General features: G+C 63.1%; 17 protein-coding genes. 7 read left to right on the top strand and 10 right to left on the bottom strand.

Going from position 1 to position 20807, the window contains the following annotated elements; translation table 11 throughout:
- Positions 1-5: 5 nt before the first annotated feature.
- The 5 genes from miaA to BLT86_RS22555 are packed head-to-tail and all read right to left on the bottom strand — an operon-like array spanning position 6 to position 6300.
- A complete protein-coding gene (miaA, locus tag BLT86_RS22575) occupies positions 6-977 on the bottom strand; it encodes a tRNA (adenosine(37)-N6)-dimethylallyltransferase MiaA (protein WP_092379763.1) in 972 nt (323 codons plus the stop codon).
- Positions 978-1027: 50 nt separating this feature from the next.
- The gene (mutL, locus tag BLT86_RS22570; protein WP_167377336.1) at positions 1028-2908 is read right to left on the bottom strand and encodes a DNA mismatch repair endonuclease MutL; all 1881 of its coding nucleotides are present in this window, start codon (positions 2906-2908) and stop codon (positions 1028-1030) included.
- Positions 2908-4335, bottom strand: a complete 1428-nt coding sequence (locus tag BLT86_RS22565; protein WP_197676077.1) for an N-acetylmuramoyl-L-alanine amidase — start codon at positions 4333-4335, stop codon at positions 2908-2910. The genes mutL and BLT86_RS22565 overlap by 1 nt, the downstream gene beginning before the upstream one ends.
- Positions 4336-4345: 10 nt before the next feature.
- Complete coding sequence (gene tsaE, locus BLT86_RS22560) at positions 4346-4813, bottom strand: tRNA (adenosine(37)-N6)-threonylcarbamoyltransferase complex ATPase subunit type 1 TsaE (RefSeq protein ID WP_026088774.1); 468 nt, start codon at positions 4811-4813, stop codon at positions 4346-4348.
- Complete coding sequence (locus BLT86_RS22555) at positions 4801-6300, bottom strand: NAD(P)H-hydrate dehydratase (protein ID WP_092379757.1); 1500 nt, start codon at positions 6298-6300, stop codon at positions 4801-4803. The genes tsaE and BLT86_RS22555 overlap by 13 nt, the downstream gene beginning before the upstream one ends.
- 60 nt (positions 6301-6360) lie before the next feature.
- On the opposite strand from BLT86_RS22555, the gene queG reads away from it, so the two are divergent.
- Entirely contained in the window at positions 6361-7425 is a 1065-nt protein-coding gene (gene queG / locus BLT86_RS22550; RefSeq protein WP_051037342.1) for a tRNA epoxyqueuosine(34) reductase QueG, read from the top strand.
- A gap of 84 nt (positions 7426-7509) precedes the next feature.
- Here queG and orn read toward each other — a convergent pair whose 3' ends face one another.
- Together orn and BLT86_RS22540 are read right to left on the bottom strand one after the other, a co-directional pair.
- The gene (gene orn / locus BLT86_RS22545; protein WP_017678658.1) at positions 7510-8052 is read right to left on the bottom strand and encodes an oligoribonuclease; all 543 of its coding nucleotides are present in this window, start codon (positions 8050-8052) and stop codon (positions 7510-7512) included.
- 29 nt (positions 8053-8081) lie between these two features.
- Positions 8082-8876, bottom strand: coding sequence for a class I SAM-dependent methyltransferase (locus BLT86_RS22540; RefSeq protein WP_017678657.1), 795 nt, complete (start codon positions 8874-8876; stop codon positions 8082-8084).
- An 87-nt stretch (positions 8877-8963) separates the two neighbouring features.
- Between BLT86_RS22540 and rsgA the strand changes: the two genes are divergently transcribed.
- Complete coding sequence (rsgA, locus tag BLT86_RS22535; RefSeq protein ID WP_017678656.1) at positions 8964-9995, top strand: small ribosomal subunit biogenesis GTPase RsgA; 1032 nt, start codon at positions 8964-8966, stop codon at positions 9993-9995.
- On the opposite strand, the gene motB is transcribed toward rsgA, so the two are convergent.
- Both motB and motA read right to left on the bottom strand, forming a co-directional pair.
- Complete coding sequence (motB, locus tag BLT86_RS22530; RefSeq protein WP_092379754.1) at positions 9989-10984, bottom strand: flagellar motor protein MotB; 996 nt, start codon at positions 10982-10984, stop codon at positions 9989-9991. The genes rsgA and motB overlap by 7 nt on opposite strands.
- Positions 10985-10987: 3 nt before the next feature.
- Entirely contained in the window at positions 10988-11839 is an 852-nt protein-coding gene (gene motA / locus BLT86_RS22525; RefSeq protein ID WP_021487864.1) for a flagellar motor stator protein MotA, read from the bottom strand.
- 119 nt (positions 11840-11958) lie between these two features.
- On the opposite strand from motA, the gene BLT86_RS22520 reads away from it, so the two are divergent.
- The 5 genes from BLT86_RS22520 to BLT86_RS22500 all read left to right on the top strand — a co-directional run bounded on the left by BLT86_RS22520 (position 11959) and on the right by BLT86_RS22500 (position 19381).
- Positions 11959-13482: an HDOD domain-containing protein gene (locus BLT86_RS22520; protein ID WP_092379752.1), complete on the top strand. Its 1524-nt coding sequence runs from the start codon at positions 11959-11961 to the stop codon at positions 13480-13482.
- Positions 13483-13532: 50 nt separating this feature from the next.
- Positions 13533-14348 carry a rhodanese-like domain-containing protein gene (locus BLT86_RS22515; protein ID WP_092379749.1) on the top strand — a complete coding sequence of 272 codons (816 nt, stop codon included), beginning with the start codon at positions 13533-13535 and terminating at the stop codon, positions 14346-14348.
- 70 nt (positions 14349-14418) lie between these two features.
- Positions 14419-15279, top strand: a complete 861-nt coding sequence (gene asd, locus BLT86_RS22510) for an archaetidylserine decarboxylase (RefSeq protein WP_092379746.1) — start codon at positions 14419-14421, stop codon at positions 15277-15279.
- A gap of 167 nt (positions 15280-15446) precedes the next feature.
- Positions 15447-17249: a molecular chaperone gene (locus tag BLT86_RS22505; protein WP_092379742.1), complete on the top strand. Its 1803-nt coding sequence runs from the start codon at positions 15447-15449 to the stop codon at positions 17247-17249.
- A 62-nt stretch (positions 17250-17311) separates the two neighbouring features.
- Positions 17312-19381, top strand: a complete 2070-nt coding sequence (locus tag BLT86_RS22500; protein WP_092379740.1) for an EAL domain-containing response regulator — start codon at positions 17312-17314, stop codon at positions 19379-19381.
- A gap of 63 nt (positions 19382-19444) precedes the next feature.
- Here BLT86_RS22500 and serB read toward each other — a convergent pair whose 3' ends face one another.
- Positions 19445-20659 carry a phosphoserine phosphatase SerB gene (gene serB, locus BLT86_RS22495; RefSeq protein ID WP_039964291.1) on the bottom strand — a complete coding sequence of 405 codons (1215 nt, stop codon included), beginning with the start codon at positions 20657-20659 and terminating at the stop codon, positions 19445-19447.
- Positions 20660-20807 lie beyond the last annotated feature (148 nt).

Genomic DNA, 20807 nt, shown 5'->3' with positions numbered 1-20807 from the left:
AGGTCTCATTTCAATATGGAGACGCTTTCCAGGTATTTCAAGGCGCGAGACAGATTGTCGCAGGCCAGGCTATCGAGCCAATGCAAGTTCTCCCAACCGCGTAGCCAGGTGAACTGACGCTTGGCCAATTGCCGAGTGGCGATGATGCCCCGCTCGACCATATCGTCCCGGGATAGCTCGCCATCGAGGTATTCCCATACCTGGCGATAACCCACCGCCCGTATAGACGGCAATCCCGCGTGCAAGTCACTTCGTCTACGCAGGGCTTCGACCTCTTCCACGAAACCCTGTTCCAACATCACCCGAAATCGTTGAGCGATGCGGTCATGCAAAACCTGACGCTGCGCCGGTGCGATAGCAAGCTGAGCAACAGTATAGGGCAATTGCCCGGCGCCCGATGTGCCCGTGTCGGGATTTCCTGCCGCCTGGCGCCGACGATGCTCGGTCATGCTCAGACCACTCAGCCGATAGACTTCCAGCGCCCGGGTCAGACGTTGCGGGTCGTTGGGGTGGATGCGCGCCGCCGACTCCGGGTCGACTGCGGCCAATTCGCGATGCAGCACCTCCCAGCCTTCGGCCAGCGCACGAGCCTCCAGCTCGGCGCGGATCACCGGATCGGCGCTGGGCATGTCGGCCAGGCCTTCCAGCAGCGCCTTGTAATAGAGCATGGTGCCGCCCACCAGCAGCGGAATACGGCCACGCGCCGTGCTCTCGGCCATGGCGGCCAGGGCATCGGCGCGAAACTCCGCCGCCGAATAGCTCTCGGCCGGATCACGGATATCGATCAGGGCGTGAGGAAACGCGTCGAGAATGGCACGCTCAGGCTTGGCCGTGCCGATGTCCATGCCACGATAGATTAGCGCCGAATCAACGCTGATCAGGTCACACGGCAAGACGCGCGCCAGCTCCAGGGCCAGGTCGGTCTTGCCGGCGGCAGTCGGGCCCATCAGAAAAATTGCAGGAGGAAGCGCAGGCATCGATATGACTCGGCAACAAAGACGGGAGCCCTCGGCGGGGCATTGCTCACTTACTGACCACGCATGAACAACTTATCGAGCTGATCCATGCTCAATTGCGTCCAGGTCGGTCGCCCGTGGTTGCACTGGCCGCTGCGCTCGGTCTGTTCCATGTCACGCAGCAGGGCGTTCATCTCGGGAAGGGTCAGGCGCCGGTTGGCGCGCACCGCACCATGGCAGGCCATGGTCGCCAGCAGCTCGTTGAGGTGCGCCTGGATACGGTCGCTGGTGCCATATTCGAGCAGATCGGCCAGTACGTCGCGCACCAACTGGGTCGCTTCGGCCTGCTTGAGCAGCGCCGGAATCTGGCGGATCGCCAGCGTCTCCTCTCCCAGCCGCTGCAATTCGAAGCCCAGACGCTGGAACCACTCGCCATGCTCCTCGGCGCAGTCGGCTTCGCGCTGACTGAGAGCGATGGATTCCGGTACCAGCAACGGCTGGCCGCGCAGCCCCTCACTGGCCATCGCATGCTTCAGGCGCTCGTAGGTGATGCGCTCATGCGCGGCGTGCATATCCACCACAACCATGCCCTGGGCATTCTCGGCGAGGATGTAGACCCCCTTGAGCTGCGCCACGGCGTAGCCGAGCGGCGGAATGTCGCCCTGCTCCTGCGGCAGCGCTGCGGACGACGCAGCGGGCAGCGGGGCGAAATACTCGCGATAGGTGGCTTGCGCTTCGGCAGCCGGTACGCCGGGGTTGCTAGCTTGTTGCTGATAACCAGCACCTGCACCACGCCAGGCCGGCTGCGCATTGGCCACCGGGGTTTCCAGCACACTGGCAGCCAGACCCATTTCGCCCTGCGGGCCAAATTCTCCGGCGGCCAGGCCGCTTGCACGCGACATGGGGGAGATGGCCGCCGGAGCGGCCACCTGATCTTCCGGGCGTACATCGGCCAGCGCACGGTGCAACGTACCGTAAAGGAAGTCATGTACCATGCGGCTGTCACGGAAGCGCACTTCGTGCTTGGTCGGGTGAACGTTGACGTCCACCGTGCTCGGGTCGATTTCCAGAAACAGCACAAAGGTCGGGTGACGGCCGTTGAACAGCACGTCGCGATAGGCCTGGCGCACCGCATGAGCGACCAGCTTGTCGCGCACCATGCGGCCGTTGACATAGAAATACTGCAGATCCGCCTGACTGCGCGAGAAGGTGGGCAAGCCGACCCAGCCCCACAGGCGCAGACCGCCGCGCTCGATCTCGATGGGCAGCGCCTGCTCGAGGAACGCCGGGCCGCAAACCGAGGCCACACGACGCGCCCGGCTGATCTCGTCACCCGCCTCGTGCAGGCTGAGCACCGTCTTGCCGTTATGGCGCAGGTGAAAGCCGACATCGAAACGGGCCAGCGCCAGGCGCTTGATCACTTCCTGCAGGTGATCGAATTCGGTTTTCTCGGCGCGCAGGAACTTGCGCCGTGCCGGGGTATTGAAGAACAGATCTCGTACTTCCACCGAGGTGCCCACCGGGTGCGCAGCTGGCTGCACCCGTGGCTCCATGTCACGCCCCTCGGTTTCCACCTGCCAGGCCTGGTCGGCGTCGGCGGTACGCGAAGTCAGGGTCAGGCGCGATACTGAGCTGATCGAAGCCAGCGCCTCGCCACGAAAGCCCATGCTGAGCACCGCCTCGAGATCTTCCAACTCACGAATCTTGCTGGTGGCATGGCGCGCCAATGCCAGCGGCAGGTCGTCCGGGGCGATACCACCACCGTCATCACGCACCTTGAGCAGTTTGACACCGCCCTGCTCGACGTCGACATCGATACGCCGCGCACCGGAGTCCAGGCTGTTTTCCAGCAGTTCCTTGGCGACCGAAGCCGGACGCTCGACCACCTCGCCCGCAGCGATCTGGTTGGCCAGGCGCGGGCTGAGCAAATGAATACGGGACATGACACTCACTACTGGGCTGCCAGCGCTGTGGCGGGTATCTGCAATGTCTGGCCGACCTTGATCACGTCACCATTGAGCTTGTTGGCACTACGCAGGGACGCCAGGCTGATCTGGTAGCGCTGGGCGATCAGCGCCAGGCTCTCGCCGCGTGCCACCACATGCTCACGCGGGCCCGCGGCGATCTTGCCTTCATCACGCAGCCAGGCAACGTAGGTGCCAGGCGGCGGGTTCTCATGGAAGAACTGCTTGACCCCGGTGGTGATCGAACGCGCCAGCGCCTGCTGATGGCTGGCGGTATGCAGTTTCTTGGCTTCGTTGGGGTTGGAGATGAAACCGGTCTCAACCAGAATCGAAGGAATATCCGGCGATTTCAGCACCATGAAGCCTGCCTGCTCGACGCGCCGTTTGTGCAGCGGGGTGATGCCGCCCATGTTCGACAGCACCTTCTGCCCGACATTGAGACTGGAGGACAGCGAAGCGGTCATCGACAGATCCAGCAACACGCCGGCGAGCATCTTGTCCTTGTCGTCGAGACTGACATTGCCGGCGCCACCGATCAGGTCGGACTGGTTCTCGGCATCGGCCAGCCAGCGCGCCGTCTCGGACGTAGCACCCCGTTCGGACAGGGCATAGACCGAAGCGCCGAACGCCGAAGCCCGCGGCGCCGCGTCGGCATGAATGGACACGAACAGGTCTGCGCCTTTCTTGCGCGCGATCTCGGTGCGTTTACGCAGCGGAATGAAATAGTCACCGGTGCGCACCAGTTCGGCACGGAAGCCCTTTTCGGCATTGATCTGCCGCTGCAACTCTCTGGAGATGGCCAGGGTCACGTTCTTTTCGTACTGCCCCTTGACCGGCGACAGCGCACCCGGGTCCTCGCCACCATGGCCGGCATCAATGGCGACGACGATATCGCGCTTGCCATTAGGCACAGGCGTCAACTTCGGTGGTGGCTGGGTCGGCGTGACCGGCAAAGGAGGTGCGCTGGCGGCAATGCTGGGCGTCTGCGTGGCGGGGGGCGCACTGCCCTGATCGAACAAATCGACCACCAGGCGATGGCCATATTGCTGATTAGGCGCGAGGGTAAAGCTCTTCGGCGACACCGGCGCCGACAAATCGATGACCACGCGCAGGTCATCAGCGCTGCGCTGGGCCGAGCGCACACCGGTGATCGGGGTGTTGGCCAGCGAAAGTTGCTCGAGACTGGTAGCCAACTTGGCGCCACTGACGTCGATAACGATGCGATCAGGTGCGGCAAGGGTGAACACGCTGTGCTGTACCGGGCCAGACAGATCGAAGACCAGACGGGTATTGTCCGGGGCACGCCACAGACGCACGCTCCGTATATCGGAGGCAGCCAGGGCCTCGGCAGCCAGGGCCGCCAACAACACCCCCACAGCTGTAACCAGCGCGCCTATGCGCATAACCAACCCCATCGCTTCTTATTCATTCCTTGCTGCTCAGGGCCTTGCACCAGGCCTCCCCTCGAGCCCCATGCCCCTGCAGCAACAGCGAACGGCCGCTCGCTTGAGGGCTAATGGTAATGTCCAGGTCGGGCTTTGGCAAAACGCCCGCGCCACGCTGCGGCCATTCGATCAGGCACAAGGCATCCCCCTCGAAGTAATCGCGGATGCCGAGAAACTCCAATTCCTCAGGATCGACCAGACGATAAAGATCGAAATGAAAGGCACGCATGTCGCCAATTTCGTAGGGTTCGACCAGGGTAAAGGTCGGACTCTTGACCGCACCAGCATGGCCCAGGCCGCGCAGAATGCCGCGTGAAAGGGTGGTTTTGCCGGCGCCCAGATCACCATGCAGATAGATGATGCCCTGCCCCCCACTGATCTCGGCGATCCGCGCCCCCAGAGCCAGCATTGCGGCTTCGTCGGCCGCTTCGAGTTTCACTTCACACAAGGACACAACTCCTCCAATAACTGACGAATGGTGCAGGGCAGATCACCGGCAGCCAGCCCGCGCCCCTGCGCAGCCAGCACCTCACCGGCACGTGCATGCAGCCATACCGCCAGGCAGGCCGCATCATACGCTGCCATGCCCTGCGCCAGCAGCGCACCGATCAATCCAGCCAGAACATCACCCAAGCCGGCTCCCGCCATCGCCGGATGACCGCGATCACACAGCGCCAGACGCCCATCCGGTGCTGCGACCAGGCTGCCTGCGCCCTTAAGCACCACCACCAGGCCAAAACGTTGCGCCAGGGCCCGCACGGCAGCCGGCCGATCAGCCTGCACGCTTGCGGTATCGATACCCAGCAAACGCGCCGCTTCGCCCGGATGCGGCGTGAGCACACCCTGATCAGGCGCGGCGGCCCGCCCGGCAGCCAGCAGATTGAGCGCATCGGCATCCCAGACCTGAGGCATATCGAGACCACAGACGCCAGACAGCAAACTGCGCGACCAGGCCCCCTGACCCAGGCCAGGCCCTACCACGCAGACATCGGCGCGCTCGGTGAGTGCCAACAGCTGATTGGCCGAAGCCACCGCCGCACACATGATTTCAGGCCGTCGCACCAAAGCGGCCGCGACATGCTCGCCTCGTGTCGCCAGTGACACCAGGCCAGCGCCAGCACGCAGTGCACTGTCGGCACAGAGCAGCGCAGCGCCGCCCATGCCCAGATCGCCACCGATCACCAGCAGGTGACCGAACTGGCCCTTGTGCGCCACCGGCGACCGCGCCGCAAGGCGCGGCAGATTGGCCGGATCGAGACGCTGCGCCACGCTGGGCGCCTGGGCCAATAGCCGGGCATCGCCTTGCAGATCGTCGAACTGCAGCTCGCCGCACAGCTCCGGGCCAACGCCCGTGAGCAGGCCGAGCTTGAGGGCGATGAAGGTCACGGTCAGATCGGCGCGCACGGCCACACCAAGACACGCGCCTCTATCGGCGTGCAAACCAGAAGGAATATCCACCGCCAGCACCGGCAAGCCACTCTGGTTGAGCATGCGCATCGCCTGGGCATAAGGCTCACGCACCGCACCAGCCAGACCCGTGCCGAGCAGCGCATCGACCACGATGCCAGCCAGTGGTGCGCATTCGCTCCAGGGCAGCACATCCACGCCCGCCCTTCGCGCCTCGGCGCAGGCCTGCTCAGCATCGCCACTCAGAGCAGCGGGATCACCCACCGCCAGCACGCGCACACGCCAACCGGCACGCTGAGCCAGAGCGGCAATCAGGTAGCCGTCACCGGCATTGTTACCACGCCCGGCCAGCACGGTGATTTCGCCAGCATCCGGCCAGCGTCTGCGCAAGGCGCGCCAGGCCGCGTGGGCAGCGCGTTGCATCAACTCGAAACCGGGCGTGCCAGCGGCGATCAACTGCGCATCCAGCGCACGCACCTGTTCGGCACTGTGCAGGCTCAACGGTAAAGAGGCTGGTAGTAGATGCATGGCTCGCTCACCACGGATGTCTGGCAGAATTATACCTACGTCCATCGCCTGCGCCCGCCCATGTCCGATCAAACCCTCGACCTCAATGCTCTGGCCCTGTCCATCAAGGACTGGGGGCGTGAGCTGGGCTTTCAGCAGGTCGGCATCACCGATGTTGAGCTGGGCGAACACGAGGCGCACCTGCAACGCTGGCTGGCAGCCGGCTATCAGGGCGAGATGGAGTACATGGCCGCCCACGGCAGCAAGCGCTCACACCCGGACGAACTGGTACCTGGCACCCTGCGCGTGGTATCGCTGCGCATGGACTATCTGCCCGGCGACACGCAGATGGCCCAGCGCCTCAAAGAGTCGGAGCAGGCCTACGTGTCGCGCTACGCCCTGGGCCGCGACTACCACAAACTGATCCGCAAGCGCCTGCAACAGCTGGCCGAACGCATCCAGCAGCAGATCGGTCCGTTCGGCTACCGTGCCTTCGTCGACAGCGCCCCGGTGCTGGAAAAGGCCATCGCCGAAAAAGCCGGCCTCGGCTGGATCGGCAAGAACACTCTGGTGCTCAACCGCAAGGCCGGCAGCTATTTCTTTCTCGGCGAACTGTTCGTCGACCTGCCACTGCCGGTGGATGCCCCACACGCCAGCGAGCATTGCGGACGCTGCACCGCGTGCATGGATATCTGCCCCACTGCGGCCTTCGTCGGGCCCTACGTGCTGGATGCCCGGCGCTGCATCTCCTACCTGACCATCGAGCTGAAAGGCTCGATCCCCGAAGAGCTGCGTGCGCCCATCGGCAACCGGGTGTTCGGCTGCGACGACTGTCAGATTGTCTGCCCCTGGAATCGCTTCGCTCGCCCCACCGAGCAGGGCGACTTCCAGCCGCGCCACGGCCTGGACAACAGCGGCCTGGCCGAGCTGTTCATGTGGACGGAAGAGGAGTTTCTCAGCCGCACCGAAGGCTCGCCGCTACGCCGCGCCGGCTACGAGCGCTGGCTGCGTAACCTGGCGGTCGGCCTGGGTAATGCGCCATCCACCATCCCGGTACTACAGGCTCTGCAGGCACGCCGCGAACATCCGTCGGAGCTAGTGCGCGAGCATGTGGCGTGGGCCCTGGAGCGGCACGGCGCCTTGTAGCCCGGATGAAATCCGGGAATGGCGCCGCCCGTTTCCCCGGATTGCATCCGGGCTACGCACGCGGGCCGCGCCGGAGTGGCTCATTTACACCTTGAGGAAATGCTCACGGTAGTGGCGCAGCTCGGCAATGGACTCACGAATGTCATCCAGCGCCTGATGAGTTGCAGTTTTCTGAAAGCTGTCCTTGACCGCTGGCGCCCACATGCCAGCGAGGATCTTCAGCGTCGACACGTCCAGGTAGCGGTAGTGGAAGTAGGCTTCCAGGGCCGGCATGTACTTGTAGAGAAAGCGGCGATCCTGGCCGATGCTGTTGCCGCAGATGGGTGACTTGCCCTTGGGCACCCACTGTTCGAGGAAGGCGATGGTCTGTGCTTCGGCCGCCGCCGTGTCGATTTTGCTTTCACGTACGCGCTGAGTCAGGCCGCTCTGGCCATGGGTGCGGGTGTTCCATTCGTCCATGCCGGCCAGAGCCTCGTCGCTCTGGTGGACGGCGATCACCGGGCCCTCGGCCAACACGTTCAGCTCACTGTCGGTGACGATGGTGGCCATCTCGATGATCACATCGCGCTCCGGCTCCAGCCCGGTCATTTCCAGGTCGATCCAGATCAGGTTGTTGGGGTTTTGCATGGTTAGGCTCCTTGGCTCAGGCGCCAAGTCTAGCGGATCTCGGCACCCTTCATGCGCCAGAGAAACAGGGACGTTTGCCGTCCTTCGTTGATCTCGAGCTCACGATCAGCCGGCACGCCCGGAATCTCGAAGGTGTTGCTGATCAGCCAGCTATTGGCGTGCATCTCGACTTGCGCCTTGGCCCACAGACGCGCCATCGGCACGGGCGAGAGAAAGCAGTAGACGACATCGAAGTCGCCGAGCTCGACCTGCCACAAACTCCGATAACGAATGCTGCAGTTCTCCTGCAGCAGGCAGCGTAGCCAGGCAAAAACAAAGAGCAGCGGCGCCGTCTCGACACCAACGAACTGCCCGCGCGGAAACCGTCTGGCCATCTGCAGCACCGTACCAGCAGTACCACAGCCCAGGTCGACGAAGCGCAGCGGCGGCTCACGCTCGCTCAAGCACTGCTGCAGACGTTGCTGCGCCTTGCGCCCACTCAGGTAGAGCGGCACCTGTTCACGCAGACTGTTCCAGTTGACCAGTAGCAGCAGAACGAAGCCCAGCAGGAACAACCAGGCCGGTAAATCGGCGCGCTGCATTACCAGCAGCGCGGGCAGAAACGCCAGATTGATCCACAACCACCAGCGTGACAGCCCCAGGCGCCAGCCGATCCCGGCGGCCACAACACCTTGCAGCAGCGCCACCGAAAACAACGACATGCGCCAGGGCAGCAACGCCAGCAGATAGACCAGCACCACCACCAGCGCCAAGGCCAGACCCTGCGCTAAAAGAGCGCGCAATAACGGTAGCCGCAGCACCGTTCGTTCCTCGCCTGCCGTCATTCCCGACCTCTGTTCCTGACAGCCGAATGGCCGCCAAGCGCTCATGCTAAACTCGCCGCGATCAACACTCCACTACCCGGATGCTCCATGGCCAAACGCCAACTCAACCGCCGCCAGAACTGGCGGATCGAAAAGATTCAAGGCGAGCGCGCCGCCCGCGCCGCCAAGCGTGAATCACGAGCAATGGAAGCACTGGAAGGCGGTGACCTCGGCCCGGAACAGACCGGACTGGTAATCGCCCATTTCGGCGTACAGGTGGAAATCGAAGGTTTGCAGGGCGAGATGGCCGGCCAGGTGTTTCGCTGCCACCTGCGCGCCAACCTGCCGGCACTGGTCACTGGTGACCAGGTAGTCTGGCGCCCCGGCAATCAGGGTGACGGCGTCATCGTCGCGCAACTGCCGAGAAACAGCGAACTGTGCCGCCCCGACATGCGCGGCCAACTCAAGCCGGTGGCGGCCAACGTCGACCAGATCGTCATCGTCTTCGCGCCGCTGCCCGAGCCGCACGCCAACCTGATCGACCGTTATCTGGTTGCCGCCGAGCACGCGGGCATTCGTCCGCTGCTGCTGCTTAACAAGGCCGATCTGATCGATGAGCAGAACCAGGTAGCGCTGGACGCGCTGCTCAAGGTCTATCGTGAGCTCGAGTACCCGCTGCTGGAAGTCTCGGCCCATCAGGGCGATGGCATGGAGCAGCTGAAACATCGCCTGAACGGAAACGTCAGCGTATTCGTCGGCCAATCTGGCGTAGGCAAGTCATCCTTGGTCAACAGCCTGCTGCCCGGTGTAGATACGCGTGTCGGCGCGCTGTCGGAGTTGACCGGCAAGGGGACGCACACCACCACCACCGCACGGCTTTTCCACTTTCCCGGTGGCGGTCAACTGATCGACTCCCCAGGCATTCGCGAATTCGGCCTCGTCCATGTCAGCCGCGATGACGTGGAAGCAGGCTTCATCGAATTCCACGACCTGCTCGGGCGCTGCCGCTTCCGTGACTGCAAGCATGATCGCGAACCCGGGTGTGCGCTTTTGCAGGCCCTGGAAGACGGCCGCGTGCAGCCGCAGCGCATGGCCAGCTACCGGCACATCATCGCCAGCCTGCCGGAAGACGATTACTGATTATTCAGTTGATCGAACTGCAAGGCGCCTTCTTCGAAGATATTCAGGCGCTGCTGTAGCTGCTCTGGCGCTAGCGGTTCACTCGCCGCGTCCGCCGGAGCCTCGCCCGACGCGGGCGTAGTGCCTTCCTCGACGCCTTGTTCGCCCTCGATGGCGCGCTGCGCCTTCTTGGTCAGCACAACGATATCGATGCGCCGATTGACCGGATTGAATGGGTCCTCGCGGTCGAACAGCGCCGACGAGGCATAGCCGACCACCCGCGCCACCTGCTCGTCCGGATAGCCGCCCGCCACCAGCGTGCGCCTCGCGGCGTTGGCACGGTTGGATGACAGCTCCCAGTTGCCAAAATCGCCGCGCCCTACGAACGGCTTGGCATCGGTGTGACCGCTGATGCTGATCTTGTTCGGCACCGCGCGAATGGTGTCGGCCATGGCCAGCAGGATGTCTTCGAAATAGGGCTGAAGGTTGGCACTGCCGAGGGCGAACATCGGTCGATTCTCGGCGTCCATGATCTGGATGCGCAGGCCATCCTGGGTGATTTCGAACAGTATCTGGTCCTTGAAACGCTGCAGCTCGGGATTCTCTTCGACCTTGTTCTGCAGCTCCTGCAACAGCAGTTCCAGACGCTCCTGCTCCATCTTTTCAGCCAGGGTTTCGATCTGATCGGTGCTGACGCCGGACTCATCCGGTTGACTCTCCGGCGTCTCGGAGATGTCAGGATTAAGGGTGCGCTCGGGCGCTGGCGTAGGCGTGCCGCCCAGGTCGATGGCGTATGGACTGGCACTCTCGGTGAAACCGATCGGGTCCTGGAAATAGCCGGAAATGGCTTTCTTCTGTTCCGGAGTGGCCGATGTCATCAGCCACATGACCAGGAAGAACGCCATCATGGCGGTTGCGAAGTCGGCAAAAGCGATCTTCCAGGCACCGCCATGGTGTCCGCCAGCGGTCTTCTTGACCCGCTTGACGATGATGGGTTGGTTATTTTCCATGGCTTAGCTGCCGCGCATGGCCTGTTCGAGCTCGCTGAAGCTCGGACGATGCGCCGGATACAGCACCTTGCGCCCGAACTCTACGGCCAGGGTCGGCGGCATGCCCGATGCTGAAGCGACCAGGGTCGCCTTGATCGCTTCGTAAAGGTTCAGCTCTTCCTTGGCGTCATGTTCCAGCGCGTTCGACAGTGGGCCGAAGAAACCGTAGGAAGCGAGAATGCCGAGGAAGGTACCGACCAGAGCAGTACCCACCTTCTCACCGATCTGCGCGTTGTCCGCTTCTGCCAGGATCGACATGGTGATCACGATGCCCAGCACGGCCGCGACGATACCCATGGCCGGCATGCCGTCGGCGACCTTGGCCACGGCGTGCGCCGGGTGCTCCACTTCCTCCTTGAGGCTGGCCAGTTCCATGTCGAACAGGCCTTCGAGTTCGTGCGGCGCCATGTTGCCGGAAGACATGATGCGCAGGTAATCGCAGATGAACGCAGTCATCCGCGCATCCTTGAGCACACCGGGATACTTGCTGAAGATCGGACTGGCGTTGGGATCTTCGACGTCTGCCTCGATGGCCATCATGCCCTCGCGGCGACTCTTGTTGAGGATCTCGTACAGCAGTTTGAGCACTTCGAGGTAATAAGCGTGGGTAAAGCGACTGCCAAACATGCTCAGCGATTTCTTGAAAACCTGCATGAACATGCTGCCGGGGTTGGCCTGGAGGAATGCTCCCAGCGCCGCGCCGCCAATAATCAGAACCTCGAAGGGGTGGACCAATGCCATGAACTTCCCGCCCGAGAGTATGAACCCGCCGAGCACACAGCCAAAGACGACAATGATGCCTAAGATTTTTACCATGGAGTAAACGCTTGTAGTGCCTAGTGGACGGGTTATTAAAAACAACCCTTCTAATTATCGGAGCTTATACGCCAGACTATAGCCAGTTATGGTCAAAAGCCAGTTCGACTCGAGCCAATATGCCGACGTCAAAGTCTCTGCCACGCACTCTGGACGCCTGGGTACAACATCTGGGCAAGTTGCCACTGCCTATCGAGCAGCAGCAGCATTTGCGCCTGCGTCGCATCCTGGGAGACAGTCGCCGGACCTGGCGCGAAATTGCCGAGGCGATAGAGTCCAGCCCCTCTTTCGCCCTGCAGGTACTGCGCGAGGCAAACCAATCGAGCAACAGCCTCAGCGATCCAGCCGAGAGCGTCGAAACTGCGCTGTCGCGCCTGGGCCTGAGCCGCTGCGAAGCCCTGCTCAGCCAGGCGCCTGCCCTGCCAGAAAGTGACATCCCTCTAGCATTCAAGCAGATTTTGCTGATCAGTCAGCATGCCAGCCAACAGGCTCGTGGCCTGTTCGGTGCTCGCCTGGCGCGCTTGTGGAATGAACTGCACGGCTGCAGCCTGCTGTTTCTCTCACCCATCTGGCCATTGCTGTGCGCCCATCCGCAGCTGTTCGAGGCCTGGGAGCAACGCGTGCTGCTCAAGGGCGAACGGCCCGCTGCTGTCGAGAAAGAGCTGCTCGGCGTCACCTTGATCCAGCTGTGCGTCAAACTGGCCGAGCGCTGGCGACTGCCAGAATGGATCGTGCGCGGCTACCGCCTGCTCGAGCGTGATCGTCGCCAACTGGTCCGGGCGCTGCACATCGCTCGCGACAACGAGCATCCCCTGCATCAACAGCAGATGCTCGACGCCGACATCCCCCTGCGCCACTGGCTCACCCATCCGAGCAACTGCGTGCTGCTGGCCAACGGTTTGGCAGTATCCGCCCACCACGCCTGGGATACCGCGCACAGCCTGCGCTGGCAACGTCTTACCGGACTTTACCTGCAGATCCCCCTGAGTGAGCTGCAACAGGAAGTGCACCAGCACGCCGTGAGCAGCGCACGTCTGATTCACGATCACACACTCTGGCACCCGGCCCAGGCACTGATCTGGCCGTGGGACGCCCATCGCCTGAAGCCAGCCGTCAGCGCCGCAGCGCCCCCCAAGCGCGATGACCTTGCCATCTGGCGCCAGCACTGTGCACGCCTGCTCGTCGAACCCAGCACCTTTGCCAACGTGCCGCAACTGACTGCCTGCGCCCGCGACGCCTTGCAGGCCTGCGGCCTGAAGCGCGTGCTGCTGCTTCTTGCTGATCGCCAGCACACCCGCCTGCTAACCCAGCAACAGGCGGGGCTCAATGCCAGCGCGGCCACCCTCAGCCTCGACCCGGCACAAAGTCAGGTATTGAAACGCCTGCTCAGCGCGCCAGGACAACTGCGCCTGACGCCCAGCAACGTGGCGCAGTTTTCGGCACTGCTGCCAGGCAACCTCAAGGCCCTGTTCCCCAGCGAGCATCTGCTGCTGCGCTCTGTGGCCAATAACGGTCGGGTGGTGATGCTGGTCGTGGCCGACCAGGGCGGCCAACCACTCAATGACGTCTGCCTGCAGGCGTTCGGCAAGACCGTGCAGTGCATCGAGCGCGCGCTGGGCAGCTTTTCCAGGCGCGAGCGCTGAAGCGCTCTGTTTCCGCTACAATCGACCTCTTTTCATTCAAGGAGGCCGTCATGTCCGCCTTCGACAACTTGCCACTGGTGATCGAGCCAGCCCAACTGGCCGAACGCCTGGATGCAGCCGACCTGATCCTGCTCGATCTGAGCAGCGCAGCGCGCTATGCCGCCGGCCACATCCCAGGCGCGCGCTGGGTAGATGCCAAGCGCACGCAACTGGGCCTGCCGCCCGCCCCCGGGCTGCTGCCCGAGCGAGCGCAGCTCGAAGCGCTGTTCGCCGATATCGGTCATCACGCGGATGCCGTTTATGTGGTCTACGACGATGAGGGCGGCCCCTGGGCCGGTCGCTTCATCTGGCTGCTCGACGTGATCGGCCATCAGCGCTACCACTTCCTCAATGGCGGCCTGCAGGCCTGGGTCAGCGATGGCCTCGAACTGAGCCAGGAAGCGCCAGCAGTGACCCGCACCGAGGTGACACTGACGCTGAGCGATGCCCCCACCGCTACCCGCGAGTACCTGCAATCGCGCCTGAATGCTGTCGACCTGGCCATCTGGGACGTGCGCGGCGCGGACGAATACCGCGGCGAAAAACTGAGTTCAGCGCGTGGCGGGCATATCCCCGGCGCCACCCATTTCGAGTGGACCGCCGGCATGGACCCGCAACGCGGTATGCGCATTCGCACGGATATCGCAGAAATCCTGCAAGGCCTGGGCATCACACCCGACAAGGAAATGATCACCCACTGCCAGACTCACCGCCGCTCCGGCTTCAGCTATGTGGTAGCCAAGGCACTCGGCTATCCACGCGTGAAGGCCTATGCCGGCTCCTGGTCCGAGTGGGGCAACCTGCCCGACACGCCCATCGAACGTTGAGTCCGTCGACCATTCAGTTGCACCCGGCCTGGCCACGCCAATGCCGGTTCAGAACCTTCAAGGAAACACGATGAAACAACGTCTTTTTATCCTCAGCCAGTACCTGCTGCCTCATCACCTGCTCTCGCGCCTGATCGGCTGCGTTGCCGAATGCCGTATCGGCTGGCTGAAGAATCCGCTGATCTCGTGGTTCGCCAAGCAGTACCAGGTCAACATGAGCGAAGCGCAAGTCGAGGACCTGCGTGCTTACGAACATTTCAACGCGTTCTTCACCCGCGCCCTGAAAGACGGCGCGCGCCCGCTGGATGAAACTCCCGGGGCCATTCTCAGCCCGGCCGACGGAGCAGTCAGCCAACTCGGCGCCATCGAGCACGGCCGCATCTTCCAGGCCAAGGGTCACAGTTTCAGCGCGGTCGAACTCCTTGGCGGCGACGCCGAACGTGCAGCACCGTTCATGGGCGGCCAGTTCGCCACCGTGTACCTCTCGCCGAAGGATTACCACCGCGTCCATATGCCGCTGGGCGGCACGCTGAAAGAGATGATCTACGTGCCGGGCCGCCTGTTCTCGGTCAACCAGACCACCGCGGAAAACGTGCCGGAACTATTCGCCCGCAACGAGCGCGTGGTTTGCCTGTTCGACACCGAGCGCGGGCCGATGGCCGTGGTACTGGTGGGCGCGATGATCGTTGCCAGCGTGGAAACCGTATGGGCCGGCCTGGTCACGCCACCCAAGCGCGAGCTGAAGAGCACCCGCTATGACGCGCAAGCACGCGGGCCGATCGAACTGGCCAAGGGCGCAGAAATGGGCCGCTTCAAACTGGGCTCTACTGCCATCGTCCTGTTCGGCCCGAATCAGGTGCAATGGGCCCAGGAGCTGGGCGCAGGCAGCGCAGTGCGCATGGGCCAGCTGATGGGCACGGTTCATAACTGAGCCGCTGAGAAAAGGAACCCGCATCTCGACCGTTCGGTCATAGATCCGTACTCTGGCGAGGCAGGCCGTCCGCGCGGATGGGCTGCCAGCACAGGCAGATACTGCTAGAGTTCGAAAGACTATTACTAGAGCCGCTTGGTATTGCGTGGCCGGAGTATCCGAGTTTGATGGATAGACAGAGTACCCACCTTCAACTGTTGCGCGTTCCCACGCCGAGCAAGCAGAGCCTCAGTTTCTGCGACGGCAGCCCCCGCGATCTGAAACGCTGGATCGCAGGCCTGCCCAAGGCGAACATCGGTGAAACCGCACGTCAGTTGTATCAGAGCCTGGTGGAACTCAATCAATTCCTCACCCCTTCGGAAAATCGCCTGCAGTTACTCGAACTGCTGCGCCCGGAAGTCAGCTTCGTCTGCCAACACCTGGAGCGTCACTTTCTCAACCAGGCCATCGTTCTCGACGAGCGCCCGCGCAAAGTGGCCAATCTGTGCCAGGCGCTGCAGAACCACCTGGCCGTCGGCTACAAGCTGATCATTTCCCGCGTGATCGCCCGCAGCGGCAAAGATCGCGACCAGTTGCTCGCCGTCTCCCTGCAGCGCGCCAGCCACAGCCTGTGCAGTCCGCTGATTCGTGCCAGTCAGCTTTACTGCCCGGTTCCGGAAGGGCTCTGGCTGGAGCTGCATCAGCTCTATCAGATTGCCTGCGAGCAGCGCCTGCAACGTCAGGTCATTCGCGACCCACTGGCACGCCATACTCAGGGCCTGAGCACCGAGCAGACCTACGTGACCGCACTGCTACTCGGCTGCGCGCGCACCAACCAGATGCGCCAGAACGGCATCGCCCGCCTGGCGCAAGCGCTGGAGCCCTGGAGCGCGCTGGTCAAGCTGCAGCCAGGCGACCATGCCGACAGCCTGTTCGTGCTGGCGCCGCAGGTCGACGGCCCGCCGCGCTACAAGTCGTTGTATCAGAGCAGCGAATTGCACAACCTGCTGGGCATCGATACGCAGCCGCTGGTCGATGCCATCAAGGAATACCTGGAACTTCCCGAAGAAGAGCGCAGCAAATCGCGCCTGATGATTCCGGAGGGCATTACCCTCGATCTGCTGCAGCACGTTGCCGCAGCCTGGGGCGACATCGCCGAGCGCACCTTCCAGCGCACGCCGGGGCAAGGCAGCCTGACCCTGTGCATCGGTATGACCGCGCTGCATTTCTTCCTCTCCGGACGCTGCTCGTTCGCTGAAGTGCTGAAACGCCCGGTAGAGTTGGGCGCTGCGGTATTCAAGCCTTCCACGGGCGAGCCTGATGTCTGGTCGAACGCCTTCGATGCCCAGCGCAATGCGGCTGACGAAATCCACTTCGAAGAGATTCAGTACACCAAGGTAACCCCCGGTGAGCAGGCGCAGCCTGAGAGCAATGGCGAAAGTTACCCGACCTTCCCCCTGCCCATCGTCAATCACAGCCCAGGTGGCTATTGCCTGTCCTGGCCCAAGGACGTCCCCAGCCAACTGCAGGCCGGTGAACTGCTAGGCGTACAAGACAACCCCAGCCAGGGCTGGAGCGTGGCCATCGTGCGCTGGATTCGCCAAGTGCGCGGCGGCGGCACGCAGATGGGTATCGAGCTGATCGCACCGCACGCCCGCCCCTGCGGCCTGCAACTGTTGCGCAAAGCCGAGCAGAACAGCCAGTTTCTGCGCGCCCTGCTGCTACCGGAAATCAGCGCCATTTCTCGCCCCGCCAGCCTGATCACCCCACGCCTGCCATTTCAGGAGGGCAGCAAGGTCCTGATCAACGACCACGGCGAAGAACACCGCGCGCTACTGACCCGCAGACAGGTCAGCACCGGCAGCTTCAGCCAGTTCGAGTATCGCCGCGTAGGCGAAGAAGAAGGTGCGCCCGGGACACCGGTCACAGCCTCGCAAAGCCAGAAGCCTGCGGGGGAGGAAGATTTTGACTCGCTCTGGAAGTCGCTGTAGGCTCCGGCGAACTCACCATTTGTCGCCTTTTCGCGTCCGTTCGGCGCGGTAATGACCCCTCTATGGCCATCGAAAAAAAAACCATCCGCCTGCTGATTCTCGAAGACTCGCAGAACGAAGCAGAGCGCCTAGTCAGTCTGTTCCGCAACGCCGGGCATGCCACTCGTGTGCATCGTCTGACCTCCAGCGATGACCTGGCAGAGACACTGCAACAGACCTGGGACCTGCTGATCTGCGCAGCGAGCAGCGAGCATCTCGATCCTGGCGAGGCGATCAGTGCCATCCGCCGCCAGGCCAAGGACATCCCCGTCATCCAGCTGGTCGAGGAAAATGATTCCGAGATCATCACCGAAGCCCTCTTGTTCGGCGCGCAAGACGCCCTGCCGCAAGGTGAGGACGAGCGTCTGGTGCTGGTGGCCAAGCGCGAGCTGGCCAACCTCGAGGAACGTCGCGCCCGCCGTGCCGCCGAAGTGGCCTTGCGTGAAGCGGAGAAGCGCTGCCAGCTGCTGCTGGAAAGCTCGGTAGACGCCATCACCTACGTCCACGACGGCATGCACATCTATGCCAACCGTGCCTATCTCGAGCTGTTCAGCTACGAAGATGGTGAAGAGCTGGAAGGCATGCCGATGATCGACCTGATCGCCAGTGCCGATCACGCTGCGTTCAAGGATTTCCTGAAGAACTACCAGAGCGCCGAAGGCAATGCCGAGCTCAATTGCCAGGGCGTACGCGCCGATGGCAGCAGCTTCGCCGCGCAGATGACCTTCTCCCCCGCCACCTATGACGGCGAACCGTGCATTCAGGTGGTGATCCGCGCGGAAACCTCCAATGCCGAACTGGAAGAGAAACTGCGCGAGATCAGCAGCCAGGATCTGGTCACCGGCCTGTTCAACCGCAATCACTTCCTCGAGCTGATGGACAGCGCCGCAGAGCGCGCCGTCAACACCGGTCAGCCCTCGACCCTGGCGTACATCCGTGTCGACCGCTATGCCAGCATGCAGGGCGAGATCGGCCTGGCCGGTATCGACCTGCTGCTGACCGACCTGGCCGGCCTGCTGCGCGCACATTTCCCGGCGGACACTCAATTGGCCCGCTTCGGTGACGACGTGTTCGCCGCCCTGCTCCCGGGCCAGACGCCCGAGCAGTGCCAAGCCAGCCTGGCGCCCCTGCTGACGAAGGTCGAAGCCCACCTGTTCGATGTCAGCGGCCGCACCGCGCAGACCACCCTGTCGATTGGCGTCGCCGGCCTTAGCGAGAAAACCGCCAAGGCGCAGGAAGTCCTCGATCGCGCGCACCGCTGCGCCGACGAGCTCAGTGACGGCAATGCCATCAAAGTGTTCAACCCGGCCGATGAACTCGCCGCAGCAGCCAACCGCGGCAGCCTGCTGGCGATGGTGCAGCAGGCACTGGAGAACAACAGCTTCCGACTGCTGTTCCAGCCGATCATCAGCCTGCGTGGCGATGCTCACGAACACTATGAAGTGCTGCTGCGCCTGCTCAATCCGCAGGGTGCAGAGGTGCCGCCAATGGAATTCCTCGCCGCCGCCAAGGATGCCGGCCTCGGCGAGAAGATCGACCGCTGGGTAATCCTCAACTCGATCAAGCTACTGGCCGATCACCGCTCCAGAGGCCATAACACCCGTCTATTCGTACACCTGTCCAGCGCCAGCCTGCAGGACCAGACGCTGCTGCCCTGGCTCAGCGTGGCACTCAAAGCCGCGCGCCTGCCGTCGGACTCGCTGGTGTTCCAGTTCAGCGAACCGGACGCCATCGCCTACCTGAAACAGGCCAAGACGCTGACCCAAGGCCTGGCGGAACTGCATTGCAAGGTGGCCTTGAGCCAGTTCGGCTGCGCGCTGAACCCGTTCAACACGCTCAAACACCTGCAAGTGGACTTCGTCAAAGTCGATGGCTCGTTCTCCCAGGACCTGAGCAATGCAGAGAACCAGGAAGCGCTGAAAACCCTGCTCAGCAGCTTGCATGCCCAGGCCAAGCTGACCATCGTGCCCTTCGTCGAAAGTGCCAGCGTACTCGCCACGCTGTGGCAGGCCGGGGTCAACTTCATTCAGGGCTACTACCTGCAGGGCCCGAGCCAGTCGATGGACTACGACTTCTCGGCCGGCGACGAATAAATCCCACTGACGAAAAAGCCGCCTGAACAGGCGGCTTTTTTATATCCGACAGAACGGCGGTGCTTATTCCTGCCCCTCACGGTCACGGAAGCCGAGCAGATAGAGAATGCCGTCCAGACCCAGGGTGGAGATCGCCTGCTTGGCCGATTGCTTGACCAGCGGCTTGGCGCGGAAGGCCACACCGAGACCGGCCAGCCCGAGCATCGGCAGGTCGTTGGCGCCATCGCCGACGGCGATGGTCTGCTCCAGCTGCAAACCTTCCTTCTGCGCCAGCTCACGCAACAGATCCGCTTTGCGCTGCGCGTCGACGATGGGCTCGACGGCCACGCCGGTGACCTTGCCGTTGTCGATCTGCAGTTCGTTGGCGAACACGTAGTCGATGCCCAGCTTGGCCTGCAGCTGCTTGGCAAAATAGGTGAAGCCGCCAGAGAGAATCGCGGTCTTGTAGCCCAGGCGCTTGAGTTCGGCGAACAGCACCTCGGCGCCTTCGGTCAAACGCAGGGACGCGCCGATCTCTTCCAGCACGTCTTCCGACAGGCCCTGCAGCAAGCCCAGCCGTTCCTTGAAGCTGGCGCGGAAATCCAGCTCGCCACGCATGGCGCGCTCGGTGATCTCGGCCACCTGCTCGCCAACACCAGCTGCCTTGGCCAGCTCGTCGATCACCTCGGCCTCGATCAGCGTCGAGTCCATGTCGAACACCGCCAGACGGCGATTACGGCGGAACACCGAGTCGCGCTGGAAGGCGATGTCGACGTTGAGTTCCTGCGCCACGCTAAGGAACTCGGCGCGCAGGGCCACGGGATCAGCCGGCTCGCCACGCACGGAAAATTCGATGCAGCCCTTGCCCTGCTCGGCCGGCATGTCCAGCGGCATGCGCCCGGAAAGGCGGTCGATATGGTCGATGTTCAGGCCGTACTTGGCGGTGATCGCGCTGACGCGCTGCAACTGCTCGGCGCTGACCTTGCGCGTCAACAGCGTCACGATATGGCGGGCCTTGCCCTGGCCACCGACCCACTGACGGTAGTCGTCTTCGGAAACCGGGGTGAAACGTACCTGCTGATCGAGCTCATAAGCGGTGAACAGCAGGTCCTTGAGCACCGACTGGGAGCGGCCGTTGTCAGGAATCTCGATGAGGATGCCGAACGACAGGGTGTCGTGGATTACCGCCTGGCCGATATCGAGGATGTTCACCCCGCCCTGAGCCAGCACGCCGGTGATGGCTGCGGTAAGTCCGGGGCGATCCTCGCCGGTGATATTGATCAGGACGATTTCGCGCAAGACGCACCCTCCAAGGCAAACGATTGAGGCAGGCAAGCGGCGAATTGGCCACTGACCGACGAAAAGGCGCACATTCTACCCAGTTTCCCGCCAATCCGGGCAGCCATGCGCTTTGCCCGCCCCAGGGCGCTCGCTATACTGCGCGGCA

Source organism: Pseudomonas sihuiensis (genome assembly GCF_900106015.1).
Lineage (GTDB): Bacteria > Pseudomonadota > Gammaproteobacteria > Pseudomonadales > Pseudomonadaceae > Aquipseudomonas > Aquipseudomonas sihuiensis.
Note: the sequence above shows the minus strand (reverse complement) of the source record. Positions and strands in the feature narration are given on the sequence as shown.

What these genes read in the sequence shown, in the direction of transcription:
- motB (WP_092379754.1), bottom strand. Translation starts at nt 10,984, where the DNA reads ATGGAAAATAACCAACCCATCATCGTCAAGCGGGTCAAGAAGACCGCT.
- asd (WP_092379746.1), top strand. Translation starts at nt 14,419, where the DNA reads ATGAAACAACGTCTTTTTATCCTCAGCCAGTACCTGCTGCCTCATCAC.
- rsgA (WP_017678656.1), top strand. Translation starts at nt 8,964, where the DNA reads ATGGCCAAACGCCAACTCAACCGCCGCCAGAACTGGCGGATCGAAAAG.
- BLT86_RS22500 (WP_092379740.1), top strand. Translation starts at nt 17,312, where the DNA reads ATGGCCATCGAAAAAAAAACCATCCGCCTGCTGATTCTCGAAGACTCG.
- BLT86_RS22505 (WP_092379742.1), top strand. Translation starts at nt 15,447, where the DNA reads ATGGATAGACAGAGTACCCACCTTCAACTGTTGCGCGTTCCCACGCCG.
- BLT86_RS22565 (WP_197676077.1), bottom strand. Translation starts at nt 4,335, where the DNA reads ATGGGGTTGGTTATGCGCATAGGCGCGCTGGTTACAGCTGTGGGGGTG.
- BLT86_RS22540 (WP_017678657.1), bottom strand. Translation starts at nt 8,876, where the DNA reads ATGACGGCAGGCGAGGAACGAACGGTGCTGCGGCTACCGTTATTGCGC.
- queG (WP_051037342.1), top strand. Translation starts at nt 6,361, where the DNA reads ATGTCCGATCAAACCCTCGACCTCAATGCTCTGGCCCTGTCCATCAAG.
- miaA (WP_092379763.1), bottom strand. Translation starts at nt 977, where the DNA reads ATGCCTGCGCTTCCTCCTGCAATTTTTCTGATGGGCCCGACTGCCGCC.
- BLT86_RS22555 (WP_092379757.1), bottom strand. Translation starts at nt 6,300, where the DNA reads ATGCATCTACTACCAGCCTCTTTACCGTTGAGCCTGCACAGTGCCGAA.
- orn (WP_017678658.1), bottom strand. Translation starts at nt 8,052, where the DNA reads ATGCAAAACCCCAACAACCTGATCTGGATCGACCTGGAAATGACCGGG.
- BLT86_RS22520 (WP_092379752.1), top strand. Translation starts at nt 11,959, where the DNA reads ATGCCGACGTCAAAGTCTCTGCCACGCACTCTGGACGCCTGGGTACAA.
- BLT86_RS22515 (WP_092379749.1), top strand. Translation starts at nt 13,533, where the DNA reads ATGTCCGCCTTCGACAACTTGCCACTGGTGATCGAGCCAGCCCAACTG.
- motA (WP_021487864.1), bottom strand. Translation starts at nt 11,839, where the DNA reads ATGGTAAAAATCTTAGGCATCATTGTCGTCTTTGGCTGTGTGCTCGGC.